The organism is Winogradskyella sp. UBA3174, assembly GCF_002364335.1.
Lineage (GTDB): Bacteria > Bacteroidota > Bacteroidia > Flavobacteriales > Flavobacteriaceae > Winogradskyella.
This window is the reverse complement of sequence record NZ_DEXW01000046.1, coordinates 110,815-128,253: the sequence shown is the minus strand read 5'-3', so window position 1 is coordinate 128,253 and position 17,439 is coordinate 110,815. Positions and strand designations below refer to the sequence as shown.

The 17,439-nt window shown below is 33.9% G+C and carries 13 protein-coding genes; 9 read left to right on the top strand and 4 right to left on the bottom strand.

Translation table 11 applies throughout. The features are described from left to right. The first annotated feature begins 2 nt into the window (after positions 1-2). On the top strand, positions 3-539 hold the full coding sequence (locus tag B2U95_RS08730) for a Pycsar system effector family protein (protein WP_296315098.1): 537 nt from the start codon (positions 3-5) through the stop codon (positions 537-539). Positions 540-569: 30 nt separating this feature from the next. Here the strand turns inward: B2U95_RS08730 and B2U95_RS08725 are convergent, their stop codons facing one another. Then, positions 570-1,901, bottom strand: a complete 1,332-nt coding sequence (locus B2U95_RS08725) for a M24 family metallopeptidase (protein WP_296315095.1) — start codon at positions 1,899-1,901, stop codon at positions 570-572. 52 nt (positions 1,902-1,953) lie between these two features. On the opposite strand from B2U95_RS08725, the gene B2U95_RS08720 reads away from it, so the two are divergent. Continuing rightward, positions 1,954-3,102, top strand: a complete 1,149-nt coding sequence (locus B2U95_RS08720; RefSeq protein ID WP_296315093.1) for a DUF6265 family protein — start codon at positions 1,954-1,956, stop codon at positions 3,100-3,102. Here B2U95_RS08720 and B2U95_RS08715 read toward each other — a convergent pair. Further along, entirely contained in the window at positions 3,095-4,921 is a 1,827-nt protein-coding gene (locus B2U95_RS08715) for a glycoside hydrolase family 15 protein (RefSeq protein ID WP_296315091.1), read from the bottom strand. The two genes, B2U95_RS08720 and B2U95_RS08715, sit on opposite strands and share 8 nt — an antisense overlap. Positions 4,922-4,978: 57 nt before the next feature. Between B2U95_RS08715 and B2U95_RS08710 the strand changes: the two genes are divergently transcribed. From B2U95_RS08710 to B2U95_RS08685, 6 genes are all read left to right on the top strand, one after another. Next, complete coding sequence (locus B2U95_RS08710) at positions 4,979-7,183, top strand: bifunctional alpha,alpha-trehalose-phosphate synthase (UDP-forming)/trehalose-phosphatase (protein WP_296315088.1); 2,205 nt, start codon at positions 4,979-4,981, stop codon at positions 7,181-7,183. A gap of 8 nt (positions 7,184-7,191) precedes the next feature. Beyond that, positions 7,192-8,538, top strand: a complete 1,347-nt coding sequence (locus tag B2U95_RS08705) for a M28 family metallopeptidase (RefSeq protein WP_296315085.1) — start codon at positions 7,192-7,194, stop codon at positions 8,536-8,538. A gap of 9 nt (positions 8,539-8,547) precedes the next feature. Next, positions 8,548-10,185 (top strand): M1 family metallopeptidase, encoded by a 1,638-nt coding sequence (locus B2U95_RS08700; RefSeq protein ID WP_296315082.1) that lies wholly within the window; start codon positions 8,548-8,550, stop codon positions 10,183-10,185. A gap of 27 nt (positions 10,186-10,212) precedes the next feature. Next, complete coding sequence (locus B2U95_RS08695; RefSeq protein ID WP_296315078.1) at positions 10,213-12,663, top strand: TonB-dependent receptor plug domain-containing protein; 2,451 nt, start codon at positions 10,213-10,215, stop codon at positions 12,661-12,663. Positions 12,664-12,735: 72 nt separating this feature from the next. After that, a complete protein-coding gene (locus B2U95_RS08690) occupies positions 12,736-13,308 on the top strand; it encodes a YdeI/OmpD-associated family protein (protein ID WP_296315076.1) in 573 nt (190 codons plus the stop codon). Between the two features lie 97 nt (positions 13,309-13,405). Then, positions 13,406-13,960 (top strand): PepSY-associated TM helix domain-containing protein, encoded by a 555-nt coding sequence (locus tag B2U95_RS08685; RefSeq protein WP_296315073.1) that lies wholly within the window; start codon positions 13,406-13,408, stop codon positions 13,958-13,960. A 106-nt stretch (positions 13,961-14,066) separates the two neighbouring features. Here the strand turns inward: B2U95_RS08685 and B2U95_RS08680 are convergent, their stop codons facing one another. Both B2U95_RS08680 and B2U95_RS08675 read right to left on the bottom strand, forming a co-directional pair. Beyond that, positions 14,067-15,530, bottom strand: a complete 1,464-nt coding sequence (locus B2U95_RS08680) for a magnesium chelatase (RefSeq protein WP_296315071.1) — start codon at positions 15,528-15,530, stop codon at positions 14,067-14,069. 2 nt (positions 15,531-15,532) lie between these two features. Then, positions 15,533-16,669: a vWA domain-containing protein gene (locus B2U95_RS08675; RefSeq protein ID WP_296315068.1), complete on the bottom strand. Its 1,137-nt coding sequence runs from the start codon at positions 16,667-16,669 to the stop codon at positions 15,533-15,535. Between the two features lie 123 nt (positions 16,670-16,792). Between B2U95_RS08675 and B2U95_RS08670 the strand changes: the two genes are divergently transcribed. Continuing rightward, a partial coding sequence (locus tag B2U95_RS08670; protein WP_414727672.1) for a WD40/YVTN/BNR-like repeat-containing protein occupies positions 16,793-17,439 on the top strand: 647 nt, incomplete at its 3' end.

The following is a 17,439-nucleotide window of genomic DNA, read 5'->3' as shown; positions in this document are numbered from 1 at the left end:
AAATGGAGTATCAAAAAAATAAACATACAGACGATTTAATTGATCATTATTGGGGCACAATAAGTTATCTAACAAGCTTAATTAAAGCGTCAGAGCTTAAAGCAGGTTTGATATTATCTTTTTACGGTATTTTATTAAATTTTATCTACCAAGGCGCAGAAAATCTCTCGAATGATGCAACTAACGATCCTTTTCTCTATATTCTAATAGGCTCATGGATATTATGTACATCGGCTTCAATATTTTACTGCGTACGTTGTTTTATTCCTAAAATTGAAGATAAGTTCTCTAGAAACATGTTTTTCTTTAAAGACATCATTTCTCAATTCGGAGATATAAAAGAATTTTCAAAAACCTTTTTCACTATGAGCAAAGATGAGGATGTGTTATTTGAACAATTAGGCGAACAAATTTTTATAATTTCAAAAATATCGGATTGGAAATTTAAAAACGTAAAACGTGCGATTAGCTTATTGGCTATCGGACTTATTATTTTATTTGTTACAATTCTATATCAAGTCATTTATACGCTGATCTAGATATTTCAAATCAAATCTGTGCTGCTACAATTACTTTGAAGAAATCAAAATCAAATCTTCTTGAGGTGCTATTAAATATTCAGCTCCGTTTTCATTTACAACTGCCATTTCCTCTACCGAAATTGTTTTTAAACTACCATCCTCTAATTTCCAAGAATGAAAACCATCAAAAGCAAAGGTCATACCAACTTTAAGCTCTTTTTCTGATGCAGGTCTCACATGAGACGCCTGAGAACCACCTAAGTTAGGTCCAACATCATGGGCAACATAACCTACTGGGTGACCTGTACTCCACATCACATATTCAGAATTGGCTTTTTCCATAAGCACACGTTGCGCGCGATCTACATCAATCCCTTTTATTCCTGGTTTCATAGCATTTAGTGCAGCGCGATTACCTGCTTTACTACTTTCCCAATAATACATAATAGTCACTGTAGGAGCTTCCGTTTCGTTGTCTTTTAAAACATAAGCAAAGCGTTGTATGTCAGTTACCCAACGGTCGTAAACTTTAATTCCAAAATCAATTTGAATTACATCACCAGGCATAATTACTTTATCAGTAGCATGAGAATGTCCACGATCTGCGCCAGAATTTACATTCGGGTTTTGGTCTGGAGCCCAACCATCAGTAACTCCATATTCTGCCATCTTTTGCTTTAAGAATTTAGCAATATCAGCATCAGTAGATTTCCCAGGGATGACTTGTTTGTAAGCTTCTATCTGCCAATCTGCAGTTAATTGTGCAGCTTTCCGCAAGATGTCAACCTCAGCTGGTAACTTTATAGATAACCATTCGTAAACCAAATCTGTAGAAGAGACTAATCTACCAGAAAGTTCTCCTAACTTCAATTCTAAGTCTTGGCGTTGTGTATAAGTGAGACCATCGGCCATAGCATTAGTTTCTGAAGAATTTACTGCGATAGTTTTAAAACCTTTTTCTTTTATAAACTCAGTTGCCATTGCTACTGCAGACTTGCCAGGTTCTACAGGTATGACCATATCATGAATATCTAAATCATCTAAAGCTGTAGATTCACCAGAAGGCGAAAACACTAAAGAATGAAAACCTTCATCATCGTTATAAAACAAAAAGGCGGCTGTACCACCTGCATTCTCTCCTCCAACATGGACTGCAATTGGGTCGTTATTATTTTCTCTGCATACTACCAACCAAGAATCTACATTGGCTGCTTTAAGTGCTTTTGGTAGTAATTTATTAATACGTTCCTTTCTAATATCTGGCCAAGGGTTTTCTCCCCAAAATGTTTCAGGGTTAATTCTATCTACAACACTTTTTGCGTCAGAACAGCCAAAAGCTGTAATTAATAATAAAACGAGTAACCTACTGAAATTGTTCATGTTTAAACTTTATAGTATCTTGACGAAAGATAATTATTAATCAATTTATAAGATGAAATATCTCTTTGTTTTTTTGTTCATAATACCATTTATCTCAATTTCACAAGAAAAACAGCTTGAACCTAAGCTTGAAAACATAGCTTGGATTGCTGGGACATGGTATGGAGAAGCTTTTGGTGGGCAAACTGAAGAAATTTGGAGTGAACCTTCAGGTGGTTCTATGATGGCATCTTTTAAACTAATCAATGACGGTAAAGTGACGTTTTATGAAATTGAAATCATCAGAGAAGTTGAAAATACTTTAATTCTGCAACTCAAACATTTTGGACCTAATTTAAAAGGTTGGGAAACTAAAGATGAGACTGTCGATTTTCCACTTAAAGAAATAACAGAAAATAAAGTAGTTTTTGAAGTTATGACTTTTGAAAAGCTATCTAAAAACGAAATGAATATCTATGTTGATATTAAAGAAGAAGGGAAAACTAAAACTGTAAAATTTAACTATAAAAAAGCTTCACAATCAGTTAAACCTGTAAAACAACTTATTACTGTAAAAGAAACAAAAGTAAATCCTATAATAGACGGTATTGCAAATGAATCGATTTGGAAAAATTCCCAATGGCATCAATTAGATCAATTATGGTTGGGAGAGAATTATTCTTCAGAAGATTTTAAAGGACGTTATAAATTAACTTGGACAAAAGATGCTTTGTATTTATTAGCTGAAATAATAGACGATGTACTCACAGATAATAATGAAGAACCACTTACAGCATGGTGGGACGATGATTGTTTAGAAATTTTTATAGATGAAGATAATAGTGGTGGCAATCATCAATTTAGTCATAATGCTTTTGCCTACCATATCGCTTTAGACGGAAATGTGGTAGATATGTCTACAGAAAGAAAAGGAAAAATTTACAACTCTCACATAGAATCTAAGCGAAAAACGACTGGCAACACATCTATTTGGGAAGTTAAAATATCACTCTTTGACGACACTTATAATGATGATGACAGTAATAATTCACCTATAACTCTAACAGCCAATAAAAATATTGGTTTTGCCCTTGCCTATTGCGATAACGACAACAGTAAAACTCGCGAAAATTTTATAGGTTCAATAGCAGTTTTAGGAGATGATAAAAATAAAGGCTGGATAGATGCTAATATTTTTGGCACTTTATTACTCACTAATTAACTAAACCAATAGTCTCTTTAAGCTTTTCTTCTTCAGTTATATTAGATAAATTTATGGCAGTTTCAATTAATGCTAAGTGTGAATAAGCCTGAGGAAAATTACCAAGCAAACGTTTTGTTTTAAAATCAATATCCTCGCTAAACAAGCCTAAATGGTTACTGTAAGTTAAGAGTTGATCAAACAATTTTGTAGCTTTTTGCCACTCTCCTATTTTGTATAAACTATTAATAAACCAGAACGTACAAATAGTAAATGATGATGATGGTAAACCAAAGTCATCTTTATTCTTATAGCGATACAATAAACCATCATTACATAGATCGCGCTCAATAGCATTTACCGTGCTCACATATTTTGGATGTTTTGCCTCAATAAAACCATAGGATTCCATTAACAAAACTGATGCATCTAATTCCTCAGAACCATAGGATTGCGTAAAAGCTTTAACCTTATCGTTCCAAGCATTGGTCAATATATCTTCTCTTATTTCTTCTTCAAGCAATTGCCATTTTGCCATTTTTGAGGTTTTACCCAATAACTTAGCTACTTTAATAGCTTTGTCTATGGCTGTCCAACATAATACTTTAGAAAAGGTAAAATGACGGTCTTCTCCTCTAAATTCCCAAATTCCTTTATCTGGTTCTTCCCAATGTTTACTAACTACCCAAACGATTCCCTTAGTGATTGTCCATAGTTCTTCCCCATTTTCGATATCTTGACTAAAGTTAACCATGAGTTGATGTATCACATCCATTAGGATGCCATATATATCATTCTGTTTTTGCTTGTAAGCTGCATTACCAACACGGACTGGTTTAGAACCCAAATAGCCAGACAAGTGATCGAGAGATTCTTCTGTTAATTTCTTTTCTTTATTAATACCATACATAATTTGAAGTTCTTCACCCTTATCAGGTATTAAATCAATAATAAAACTCAAATAACGTCTAGCAATATTTTTATGTCCTAATTGTGACATCACTTTAATAACCATTGAGGCGTCTCTAATCCAACAAAAACGATAATCCCAATTTCTTACTTCACCAATGGTTTCTGGTAATGACGTTGTTGCTGCTGCCAAAACAGCACCTGTTTTATCGTAACTTAATAATTTTAAAGTCATGGCACTTCTGGCTATATAGTCATTGTAACGCTTATATTCTGGTGTGCGCTCCATCCAATCTAGCCAGTAGACCTTAGTGCGCTGATATTCTAGATAAGTCGACTTCAAATTTGGTACAAATAATTTTTCATTATATCCAAACATCGCAAAAGCATCTTCAGTTAGTTCGATAAGCGATCCTTTTAAAACGGCTTCTTTATCTAAATCCGTGTATAGAAAAAGCGTATCGTACGTTTCTTCATCGTTAAGACTAACGATAAAATCAGTTTTAACATACGTTGTTGTCTTTCCTTTTGCATATTCTAATTTAGGATCGTAAATAACCTTAAAAGAAGGCTTACCAGAAATATATTTTATGTATCGAATAACTTCGGGAGGCGAATGATAAACTTCGCTATTCTTTTTATATCTAGGCATAAAGTCATGCACCTCAAAAGCATCGAGTCCGTTACTAAAAGATGTTACTAAAATCGCTGTATTATCTATATAAGCCTGTTTTATAGAGTAACTTTCATCAACATCAAATCCAAAGCTTCCACCAATTTTGTCATCTAAAAGTTTAGCAAAAACAGAAGGTGCATCAAATTTTGGAAGACAACACCAATCAATAGAACCTATTTTAGAAATTAAAGCTGCACTTCTGCAATTTCCAACTATTCCGTAATGTAAATTATTCGTTAAATCTTCTTTATTCATAAGGCTATGGACTGATTTTTTTTTAAATTAACAAAATATCAACAGCATTTCAAAACTATGAGCGTTAATAAAACAATAATAGTATCAAATAGGTTACCTCTTCAAATATCTATAGAAAACAACGAATTAAATATAACACCCAGCGTTGGTGGTCTTGCGACAGGCATGAAATCTGTGCATTCAGAAGGAAGTGGAGTTTGGATTGGATGGTCTGGCATTACAGATGAAGAATTAGACAGTGACTTAAAAAGAAAAGTTGATATTAAAATTGAAGAAACAAAATGCCGTTCAGTTAATTTAACAGAAGCTGATGTAACAGATTATTATCTTGGTTTCAGTAACCGCACACTTTGGCCACTATTCCATTATTTCTTAGAATACACTGAATTTGAAACAGAGCATTGGGAGGCTTACAAGCGTGTAAATCAAAAATTTGCCGAAGTAGTTCTAGATACTGTTGAAGACGGAGACACTGTTTGGGTTCATGACTACCAGCTTCTATTATTACCTCAGTTAATCAAAGAAAAACGACCAGATATTACTATTGGTTTCTTCTTACATATCCCCTTTCCTTCTTATGAAATTTTTAGAACTTTTCCTTGGCGTAAAGAAGTATTAACAGGGATGTTAGGAGCAGATTTATTAGGCTTTCATACATACGATTATGAGCGTCATTTCTTAAGTTCCGTAAAGCGTATTATGCGACTTGACGTTAACTTTAATGAAATTTCATATTACGATAGAATTATAAAAGTAGATTCGTTTCCTATGGGTATTGACTACGGAAAGTTTCATGAAGCCGCATTAGATCACAATAATCCAGATAAAGCAAAATCAGAGCTTCAAAAACGCCTCGATTCTCATTTAAATGAAGGTGAAGACCAAAAATTTATTCTCTCAATCGACCGAATGGATTATACCAAAGGTATTCCAAATCGACTAAGAGCTTTTGAATATTTTTTAAATAAACATCCTGAGTATAAAGAAAAAATAAGGTTAGTAATGCTGGCTGTACCTTCAAGATCTGATGTGCCACAATACCAACGTTTAAAGCGTGAAACAGATGAATTGGTTGGTCGTATCAATGGAGAATTTTCAACAGTAAGTTGGACTCCGATTTGGTACTTTTACAGATCACTACCTTTTGAAAATTTAATTGACTTATATACGTCTTCAGATATTGCATTAATTACACCTGTAAGAGATGGTATGAATTTGGTCGCTAAAGAATATGTTGCTACACGCACAAAACAAGATGGTGTTCTTATATTAAGTGAAATGGCTGGTGCTGCAAAAGAAATGAATGAAGCATTATTAATAAACCCTAATAGTTTCGACGATTTTGCGTCTGCAATATACAAAGCACTAACAATGCCTTTAGAAGAACAACAAAACAGAATGAAAATTCTTCAAAAACGTTTAAAGCGTTATGATGTTGAAAAATGGGCTAAAGAATTCTTTTCTTCTTTAGATGCTACAAACCAAATGCAGGAAATTGTTGTGTCTAAAAAATTGACTTCAATTAGTGAAGAAGCTATACTAAGTCAATTTAAACAAGGAAAAAAATCCCTCATTTTATTAGATTATGATGGCACTTTAGTGGGTTTCAAAGATAATCCGCAAGACGCAAAACCAGATAGTGAACTGTTCAAAATTTTAGATGCTTTCGAAGCCCATCCAAAAACAGATTTATGTCTTATAAGTGGCCGAGATAAAGCAACATTTGAAAAATGGTTTGGAGATAAACCTTACGATTTAATAACGGATCACGGAGTTTGGCAACGTGAAAATAAAGAATGGTCACCGCTAGAGATTGTAAAAACCGAATGGATGGCAAATATCAAACCTATCTTAGAAACTTTTGTAGATCGTACACCAGGAACATTTATTGAGACCAAAGAATACTCCTTAGCTTGGCATTACAGAACTGCAGATCCTGAACTGGCACAAATTAGAACAATGGAGCTTAATACCGTTTTAACAAGTATGATCTCAAATAATGAACTATCAGTATTAAAAGGAAATAAGGTCATTGAGATAAAAAGTAGCAACGTTAATAAAGGACGCGCTGCCAATCAACTTTTTATGCAGAAAGATTACGATTTCATTCTAATAATGGGAGACGATTGGACCGATGAATATATGTTCGAGGCTGCGCCACATAATGCGTTTACCATAAAAATTGGATATACGAGAACCAAAGCCAAATATCAGATTAAAAATTCTGAACAGGTTAGAGAACTATTACTTAAATTTACCTAAAACTTATTATGCGAAACTATCTTTTAATTTTTAGCGCATTATTTTCGTTAACTATATCTGCACAAACACATCAAAAAATATATGATATCGTTGATGCTGTTTCAGAAGAACGTTTACGTAATGATGTAAAAAAATTAGCTGATTTTGGTACCAGACATACCTTAAGTGACACGCTTTCTAAAACTCGTGGTATTGGTGCTGCAAGACGTTGGATAAAATCACAATTCGATAATATATCTAAAGATTGTAAAGATTGTCTAGACGTTTTTTATCAGAAAGACTTAGTTGAAAAAGGAAGAAACCAACGTATCGTCAAAGATGTTATGGTGGTTAATGTGGTTGCCATACAACGCGGTACTAAATACCCAAACCGTTATATTATTATGAGTGGCGATATTGATTCTCGCGTATCAGACCCAGCAGATTTCACGTCAGATTCACCAGGTGCAAATGATAATGCCACAGGTATGGCAGCTGCTATTGAAGCAGCTCGTGTCTTATCTAAATATAAGTTTGAAAGTAGTATTATTTACGTCGGTCTTTCTGGCGAAGAGCAAGGCTTATTTGGTGGACAAGGTTTAGCAAAATATGCCAAAGAAAATAAATGGGAAATTATAGGTGTTTTAAATAATGACATGATTGGAAATATCTCTGGAGTAGATGGCGTAATCGATAATCGTACGTTCCGCATTTTTTCAGAAGCTATAACCACAGATGAAACTGATCCTGTAAAATTAGCAAGACAAGCAAGAGGACGTCGTTTTTATGGTGGTGAAGTTGATGGGACATCTCGTCAATTAGCACGTTATATTCATAAAACTACTAAAACTTATATGCCAGAAATGAACCCGATGATGGTCTATCGTTTAGACCGTTTTGGGCGCGGAGGACATCACAGACCTTTTAATGATGTAGGCTTTGCTGGAATTAGAATAATGGAGGCACACGAAAACTACACACAACAACACCAAGACATTAGAACTGAAAATGGTATTAATTATGGTGATACCTTTGAGCATGTTAACTTCCCTTATTGTAAAAAATTAACAGCCGTAAATGCAATAACTATGGCAAGTTTAGCTTCTGCTCCTCCTTCTCCAAAAGATGTTGGTATTGGCGGCATTGTTGAAGCTTCAGCCAAATTACAATGGAATAAAGTAGAAGGCGCAAAAGGTTATAAAATTTATTGGAGAGACACAACATCTCCTACTTGGGATCAGAGTCGTTTTGTTGGCGATGTTACAGAATTTACTCTAGATGGTATCGTTATTGATAACTCTTTCTTTGGCATAGCAGCAGTTGGTGAAAATGGACATGAGAGTATGGTTGTTTTTCCAAATAAAATTATTAGATAATATATAAAAATGAGAAACATTTCAGTCTTATGTTTTGTGCTTTTTACAGTCTTTATTTGTAATGGTCAAGGTTTACTATCCGAAAAAAACAACTTTAACAATCAAGATACATTAAGAGGAAGTATAACACCAGAGCGCTCTTGGTGGGATTTAACCTATTACCACTTAGATATTGAAGTAAAACCTGAAACTAAATTCATTTCAGGGAAAAACACGATTCACTATAAAGTTTTAGAGAAAAATCAAGTTATGCAAATTGACTTGCAAGAGCCAATGGTAATTACTAAAGTGCTTCAAGCAGGAAAAGAGTTAAACGTAACTCATAATGGCAATGCACATTTTGTTACGCTTACTGAAAATCAAATCATAGGAGATATAAATTCTATTGAAGTATATTATAACGGAAACCCAAGAGAAGCTAAAAGCGCACCTTGGGATGGCGGTTTTTCTTGGAAAAAAGACAACAACGACAAACATTTTATTGCGACATCTTGCCAAGGTCTAGGTGCAAGTGTTTGGTGGCCAAATAAAGACCACATGTACGATGAAGTAGATAGTATGCTAATTAGCATCACCAACCCAAAAGGCTTAATGAATGTTTCTAATGGTCGCTTAAGACAACTCGTAGAAAACTCTAATAAGACAGTGACCTCACATTGGTTTATAAATAATCCAATTAATAATTATGGTGTTAATGTAAACATAGGCGATTATGTTAATTTCTCTGAAGTCTTTGATGGTGAAAAAGGTCCATTAGATATGGATTATTGGGTGCTTACTGATAATCTTGAAAAAGCAAAAGAACACTTTAAAGATGCTCCAAAAATGATGAAAGCTTTTGAGCATTGGTTTGGTCCGTATCCTTTTTATGAAGATAGTTTTAAACTGGTTGAAGTGCCTTATTTAGGTATGGAACATCAGAGTTCTGTCACTTATGGAAATAAATATATGAAAGGCTATTTAGGCAAAGATTTATCACGAACTGGTTGGGGCTTAAAATTCGATTTTATCATTATCCATGAAGCTGGTCATGAGTGGTTTGCCAACAATATTACAAATAAAGATATTGCAGATATGTGGATTCACGAAGGTTTCACAGCCTATTCAGAAAATCTATTCTTAGACTATTACTATGGTAAAGAAGCGGCAGCAGACTATGTGATTGGTACACGCGCTAACATTCAAAATGACAAACCTCTAATTGGTGTATACAATGTAAATAATGAAGGCTCTAGCGATATCTATTATAAAGGAGCAAATATGCTGCATACGATAAGACAACTTTTAGAAGATGATGAAAAATGGAGACAAATACTGCGAGGTCTAAATTCAGAATTTTATCATAAAACAGTAACCACAAAACAAATTGAAGATTATATAAGTAAAGAATCAAATATTGATTTAACAGCATTTTTTAATCAGTATTTACGTGATGTTCGGATTCCTACGTTTGAATTTAAAATAGAAGATGGAGAACTTCAATACCATTACATAAGTATTGTAGAAGGATTTGACATGCCAATTCAAATCGAAATTGGAGACAAAACGCAATGGATTTACCCAAAAGCGAAATGGCAAACGATGCCTTTTACTGGAACCGAATTAAAAGTGGATCGCGACTTTTATGTTGAAATACATAAAATATGATGGTGGATTTGATATAAATAATCTTTGATGAAAAAAGGCTTTATATACTGCGCTTTAGTTTTAATTTTTAGCTCGTTTATTGTTTTAAAAACCAATAACGTCTCAGACTTGATTAAAGATAAACTGCAAAATTACAGTAAAGTTGAATGGCCTGAAAAAGTTTATATACAAACTGATAAATCCCATTACGCAACTAATGATAGTATTTGGTTTACCGCTTATTTGGTAAACGGCATAACGCATTTAAAAAGCACTAAAAGTGCAGTGCTGTATGCAGAACTTATTAATGATCAAGACAGCATTGTTAGTAAGAGAAAATTATATATTAATGATGTAAGTGTCCAAGGTGATTTTAAAATTGGAAAAGATTGGAAAAAAGGCAAATATGTAATACGAGCATATACTAATTATATGAGAAATGCCGACTCCGATTACTTTTTTGAAAAGGTAATAGATATTTGGTCACAAAACACAAAAGAAACTCTCGATAGTATAAAAATTATAGAAGCATTCGAAGCGTCTATAATTTTAGAGAAACCAGATTTAAATTTTTATCCCGAAGGTGGTTATTTGATAGAAAATGTAACCTGTAAAGTTGCTATTAAAATTAAAAATGAGAGTTATAGTAAAATACCCCTCTCAGGACATATAACAGATAATGATGGCACTATTATTTCAGAATTTTCCACATTAGATTATGGTCTAGGGGTTTTTAATATAACACCACAACCAAATAAAACCTATTATGCAAACTTAGACCTCAATGGTTCTGAGTATAAATATCAGTTACCTGAAGCATTGGCATTTGGATATGGTTTAAATATCAATAATAAGGACAACCATTTATTAGTAGAAGTCAAATCTACGACAGAACAAGGTCTTGCAGGATCTTATTTAATGCTACACCAGCGTGGCGAGATACTATTTGATAAATTAGAAACGGAAACTAAAACTAATTATTTTCTTAGGTTAGCAACCGATGCTCTGCAAGATGGTGTAGCACATTTAACCTTGTTTAATTATGAAGGCAAGCCAGTTTGCGAACGTTTAGTTTTTATTGAAAACCCAAACAACAAGGCAACTATTAAGATTGAAAAAGACAAGAATCTTTTGGGTGCCAAAGAGAAAATATCACTGAAATTAACTACAGAAGACGCGAAGGGATCCAACCTTCCAAGTTATTTATCGATGAGTGTGCGAGATATAAATGCGATTCCACATAATAACCGTTCAAAAAACATTAAAATGTGGTTATTGCTCAATTCAGATTTAAGAGGAGATATTGGAGATCCAAGTTATTTTTTTTCAGTCAACGCGGATTATAAAAGTAGATACCTGTTAGATCTTGTGATGATGACCAATGGGTGGCGACGTTTTACTTGGCAAAATTTGTTATATGGTAAAAATGATATAAATACATTTCCTATTGAAAAAGGTATTACAATTTCTGGCACTACTAAATTGCTAAAACCACCAAATTCGGCAACGCCTGCATTTACAACCTTAACTTTTTACGGAGATCAAATAGTCGAAAGACCTGTTAAGAAGTCTAATGCAGTAGGAAAATTTAGCTTTGGCCCTTTTGTGTTTTATGATTCAATACAAACTATAATTCAATCAAGATTAACCGATATCACATCAGAAAAAGCAAGAGAAGTCTTAATTTTTTTAGATGAGGCTGCACCTTCGCCTAAAGTGGCAAGAAATAATCATATAAATAATGAAAATCAAAATTCAGATATTTTAAAAGTGTCTGAATATGGTAGCGCTATTAATTTTCAATACAACCAGTCAAGTCAAAAATTAGATGAAGTCCTAATTATAGGAAACAAAAAGTCTGAGAGAAAAGCCGAAATGGAAGACATATCAAAATTTGATGATCCTAGTTATAGATTAGATATAGAATCCGACGAATCTTTAAGCAAGCAAACGGTTATTAGTTTATTGGCCCGTTTGCCGGGAGTCTCATTTATGGGTGGCAGACCAAGGAGAATTTCTATTAGAGGAAGCGGATCAAATCCACTCATATTTCTTGATGACGTAGCTGTTACGCTAGATTATTTAGCAGAAATAAATGCTAATCAAATTTCCTTTATAGACTTGTATAAAGGAGCTAATGCCGCAATATATTCAAATTCTAAAGATGGTGTTATTGTTATTTACACGAGAAGAGGAAGTTCTACATCTTCAAGAAGGGCTAAAAGAAAACCAGGTGTCATAAATTATTCAGCACAAGGATTTTATACTGCCATGGAATTCTATTCTCCAAAATATAGTAGCGAAACTAACCAAAACACAAAAACCGATATACGGACAACACTTCATTGGGAACCTAAAATTAGAATAACCAGGCAAAACCAGACTCAAGAAATTTCATTTTTTACTTGCGATATAAAAGGTGATTATATTATTGAAATTGAAGGGATTTCAGATTCTGGTATTCCGTTATACCAGACTAGTACATTTTCAGTGGAATAATCATATGTTTAATTCTACTGTTTGAAAGTTTATAACTATTTAATAATTTAAGCACAAAACAAATTTAACCGAATGCAAATTCCTGAATTTCATTTTGAACGCGATACCGACTTCTATGACTGGTTGTTAAACAATCACGATCAGCATAAAGCCGTATATCTTATTTTCTATAAACTTGAAATGGGCATCTCAACAATGCGATGGGAGGAAGCCGTTAGAGTAGCCCTCTGTTTTGGTTGGATTGATTCTACCGTGAAAAGTTTGGGCAATGGTAAACGGAAGCAATACTTCTGTCCTAGAAATCATAATGGCGTTTGGAGTGCAGTAAACAAAAAGCATGTTGTAGAACTCATTGCAAATGGTTTAATGCAAGACCAAGGTTATAAATTGATTGAAATTGCCAAAGAAAACGGAAAGTGGACCGAAATGGATGCTGTTGAGAAAGGTATAATTCCAAAAAAATTACAAATTGCTTTTGACAAAAACCATAAGGCTTACGCGAACTATCAAAACTTTTCTAGAGGCTATAGAAAGAGCTATTTATCTTGGCTTCAAAGTGCTAAACGCGAAGTAACTCAGCAAAAAAGAATCGCAGAGATTATTAAACTCTGCGATGCTAATATTAAAAGTCGTGATACTTGGTAACTACTACTTTTCAAATTAAGCTTAGGTCAACGGCATTAACTTCTTCTTAAGATAATCTCCTCGGTAAATTCTTTAGATTCGCAGATTAATTCATACTTTGAAAAGAGAGAATCAATCTTTAGCTAAATCCTCACGTTGGTATCGTAAAGCACATAGGTTCGTGGCAATTCCATTGTTACTATTCTTTGCTATTATGAGCATCACAGGACTATTACTGGCCTGGAAAGACGAATTACAATTAAAGCCTTCTACTACCACCATTGATTCCGAAGGAAGAGCACTTCTTTCTTTAGATAAAATTCAAAGAAATGCAATCCGTTATATCGATAGCTTAAATCTTTCAACAGAAATCAATAGAATTGATTATAGACCACAAAAAGGAATCGCCAAGGTGCAATTTGAAGAACACTTCACCGAATTACAAATTGACTGCTACACAGGAAAAATAGTATCACAAAAAACAAGAACCGCTGATGTCATTGAAATGATTCACGACGGTTCTATAGTTGATTATTTATTTGATTCTAATGGAAACGCAACAAAGTTGTTCTACTCAACACTCGTCTCATTTGGTCTATTATTTCTTTCTTTAAGTGGGTTTTGGCTGTGGAAAAAACCAAAACAGATAAAAAAGAATAAGCGCAATATATAGAAGGCTATAGAGCTGTAAGTCTAACGAATAGGAATTAAAAATGACCTGTGAGGTTTTCAAAACCAAACAGGTCATTAAATTATTGAGCAAGGGTAGTTCACTTTACCTACAACCCACTAATATAACTACCATAAGGATCTTGAAACTGTAACCCTTCAGAATAACGATATTTACTTAGTTTTTTAAATTGAGTAAGTCCCCAAAGAATAAATTCCTTTTCAAAATAAACATCTCTTGGATCAATTTCTGGCTGGTAATCTGCAATTAAAGCATCTAAAGGAGTAACCTCATCTAATTTAGCCTTGTAGGACGCATCATCAAATTCATCTAATAACTCAAAGCCATCACCATTAAAAAACCATGAGATTAAATCGTCATAAGGTGTCTCGTCTCCTTGCTTTTCTAACTTTTCTACTTTAGGAAAATAATTAGGGAATAAGGTTTTAACAGCGGCTTCCATTAATGCATTCGCTACAAAATCTGCTCCCTCTTGTTCTCCTTCGTAAACCAACTCTACTTTTCCTGTAATTGCAGGTATTACTCCAACAAAATCAGATAAACGTACTGCTGTATTTTTATCACCAGAAATTAAAGCGCGTCGTTCTGCTGTACTTAAAAGATTTTGAAATGCTGTAATACTCATACGTGCACTTACACCACTCTTTACATCTACATATTCACTTTCTCTAGCTTCAAAACTTATTTGCTCTAACAAATCTTTCGCTAATTCTGGTACATAAATTGAATCTGCTTGTCGCTCATCTAACTTGGCTTCTTGAGACGTTATGGTTCTTGCAGTTTCTACAGAATCCGGATAATGGGTAAGTATCTGTGAACCAATTCTATCTTTTAAAGGAGTTACGATACTTCCTCTGTTTGTGTAATCTTCAGGGTTTGCAGTAAATACAAATTGCATATCTAAAGCTAGTCTCAATTTAAAACCTCTAATTTGAATATCCCCTTCTTGTAAGATATTGAACAAAGCAACTTGAATACGTGCTTGTAAATCTGGTAACTCGTTAATTACAAATATGCAACGGTTTGCACGAGGTATCATACCATAATGAATGACGCGATCATCGGCATAACTTAATTTTAAATTTGCAGCTTTTATAGGATCTACATCACCAATAATGTCAGCTACAGTTACATCTGGAGTTGCTAATTTTTCAGCAAAACGATCATTACGATACAACCATGTAATTGGTGTAGCATCACCTTTCTCAGCTACTAATTCTAAAGCAAACCTTGAGATTGGTGCTAATGGATCATCATTAATTTCAGAACCTTCAACAACTGGGATATATTCATCTAACAAATTAACCATCATACGCGCTAAACGTGTTTTGGCTTGTCCTCTTAAACCTAATAAATTAATATTATGTCGTGATAATATAGCACGTTCCAATTCAGGGATAACTGTGTTTTCATAACCATGAATCCCTTCAAACGTATTTACTTTATTTTTAATATTTTCAATTAAATTATCTCTCAATTCATCTTTTATAGATTTTGATTGATAACCTACTTTTTTTAATTCTCCTAATGTTTTAATAGTCTCAACTTTCATCTTTATCCTTTAATTCTTTTTTTTCTATTGTTTTCGTAATCTTCAAATATCATTTCACCAAGTCCTTTCAAACCTGTATAAAACGCTTTACCTCTATTAGCTTGGGTAAACTCTCTAATAAATTGCATTAGGTACGGATCTTCAGCAATCATAAACGTTGTAATAGGAATATGTAAGCGTCTTGCTTGCTGTGCCATCGCATAACACTTATTGGTAATAAATGGATCTAAACCATTACTGTTTTTATAATACTGGCCATCTGGCATACGCAAGCAACTTGGTTTACCATCTGTAATCATAAAAATCTGTTTATTCGTATTTCGCTTTCTGCGCAACATATCCATGGCTAATTGCAATCCAGCAACCGTATTGGTATGGTAAGGACCTACTTTTAAGTAAGGCAACTCTTTTATTTTAATTGGCCACGCATCATTACCAAAAACTAAAATTTCTAAAGTATCTTTTGGATAACGCGTTGTGATTAATTCTGCCAGAGCCATAGCTACTTTTTTTGCTGGCGTAATACGATCTTCACCGTACAATATCATACTATGACTTATATCTATCATAAGTACCGTACTCATTTGGCTTTTGTGAAGCGTTTCTTCTACAACCAAATCATCTTCGGTTAGACTAAAATCACCAATACCGTTGTTAATTTGAGCATTTCTAATACTTTCAGTCATAGAGACTTTGTCTAAACTATCACCAAATTGATAGGCTCTAAAATCTCCCGTATGTTCATCGCCAAGACCAACACCTTTACTTTTATGGTTACCAGAACCACTTCGCTTAATCTTTCCAAAAATATTATCTAAAGCTTGCTGACGAATAGCGCGTTCTGTTTTTGCGGTAATTGCCATACCACTTGCACCTTCTCCGTCTCCATTAGCATCAATTTCCTCTCTGATATAACCTTTAGTTTTTAGGTCTTCAATAAAATCATCAATGGTATATTCTGGTGTGGTTAACTTATATTCCTTATCTAGTTGACGCATCCAATCAATAGCTTCATCAAAGTCACCAGATGTATGCGTAATTAGCTCTTTAAAAATCTCAAAAAGCTTTTCGAATGGAGATTGGTTTAGTGCTTCGTAGGTTTTAAATACAAAACCTGATTTATTGGGTTTTTCTTTCATAGCTATGTAAAAATAATACTTTTTAGAATGAAAAAACAAGGATTAAAACAACTTAACAATACGTTAAGAATTCTATCAATTCTTTTCCTTAATTTTAAGCATTACTTAACTAACCTTTACAACATGAAACGTTTTCTCTTAATTATTATGCTGTTCTGCATAACACTAATTTCTGCACAAGAATTTTCAATGGACCTCGTCAAAAATATGACACCACGAAATATTGGTCCTGGTGGCATGTCTGGTCGTGTTACGGCTATTGATGTGGTTACTAACAGTCCGGATGTGATGTATGTTGGTACAGCTTCTGGAGGCTTATGGAAATCTACTTCTGGAGGCATAAAATGGGCACCTATTTTTGAAAAGGAGTTAACGGCTTCTATCGGAGCCGTTGAAATTCAACAATCTAATCCAAGTGTCATTTGGGTTGGTACAGGTGAAGGAAACCCTCGTAACTCCCTGAATGGTGGTTATGGTGTTTACAAATCTCTTGATGGCGGCAAAACATGGATGGCTATGGGTCTTGAAAAAACAAGACATATACATAGAATCATCGTCGATCCAACAAATCCAGATGTGGTTTATGTTGGTGCTATTGGCTCACCATGGGGCGAACATCCAGAACGAGGTGTTTTTAAAACAACTGATGGCGGAAAAACATGGAAAAATATCTTATTTGCTAATAATAAAACCGGTGTTGCAGATTTAATTATGGATCCAACAAATCCAAACAAATTAATTGCTGCGCTATGGGAACACAAACGTGATCC

Bases quoted from the DNA above. Each gene is read 5' to 3' on its own strand.
- B2U95_RS08730 (WP_296315098.1), top strand. From the start codon at position 3: ATGGAGTATCAAAAAAATAAACATACAGACGATTTAATTGATCATTAT.
- B2U95_RS08725 (WP_296315095.1), bottom strand. From the start codon at position 1,901: ATGAACAATTTCAGTAGGTTACTCGTTTTATTATTAATTACAGCTTTT.
- B2U95_RS08720 (WP_296315093.1), top strand. From the start codon at position 1,954: ATGAAATATCTCTTTGTTTTTTTGTTCATAATACCATTTATCTCAATT.
- B2U95_RS08715 (WP_296315091.1), bottom strand. From the start codon at position 4,921: ATGAATAAAGAAGATTTAACGAATAATTTACATTACGGAATAGTTGGA.
- B2U95_RS08710 (WP_296315088.1), top strand. From the start codon at position 4,979: ATGAGCGTTAATAAAACAATAATAGTATCAAATAGGTTACCTCTTCAA.
- B2U95_RS08705 (WP_296315085.1), top strand. From the start codon at position 7,192: ATGCGAAACTATCTTTTAATTTTTAGCGCATTATTTTCGTTAACTATA.
- B2U95_RS08700 (WP_296315082.1), top strand. From the start codon at position 8,548: ATGAGAAACATTTCAGTCTTATGTTTTGTGCTTTTTACAGTCTTTATT.
- B2U95_RS08695 (WP_296315078.1), top strand. From the start codon at position 10,213: ATGAAAAAAGGCTTTATATACTGCGCTTTAGTTTTAATTTTTAGCTCG.
- B2U95_RS08690 (WP_296315076.1), top strand. From the start codon at position 12,736: ATGCAAATTCCTGAATTTCATTTTGAACGCGATACCGACTTCTATGAC.
- B2U95_RS08680 (WP_296315071.1), bottom strand. From the start codon at position 15,530: ATGAAAGTTGAGACTATTAAAACATTAGGAGAATTAAAAAAAGTAGGT.
- B2U95_RS08675 (WP_296315068.1), bottom strand. From the start codon at position 16,669: ATGAAAGAAAAACCCAATAAATCAGGTTTTGTATTTAAAACCTACGAA.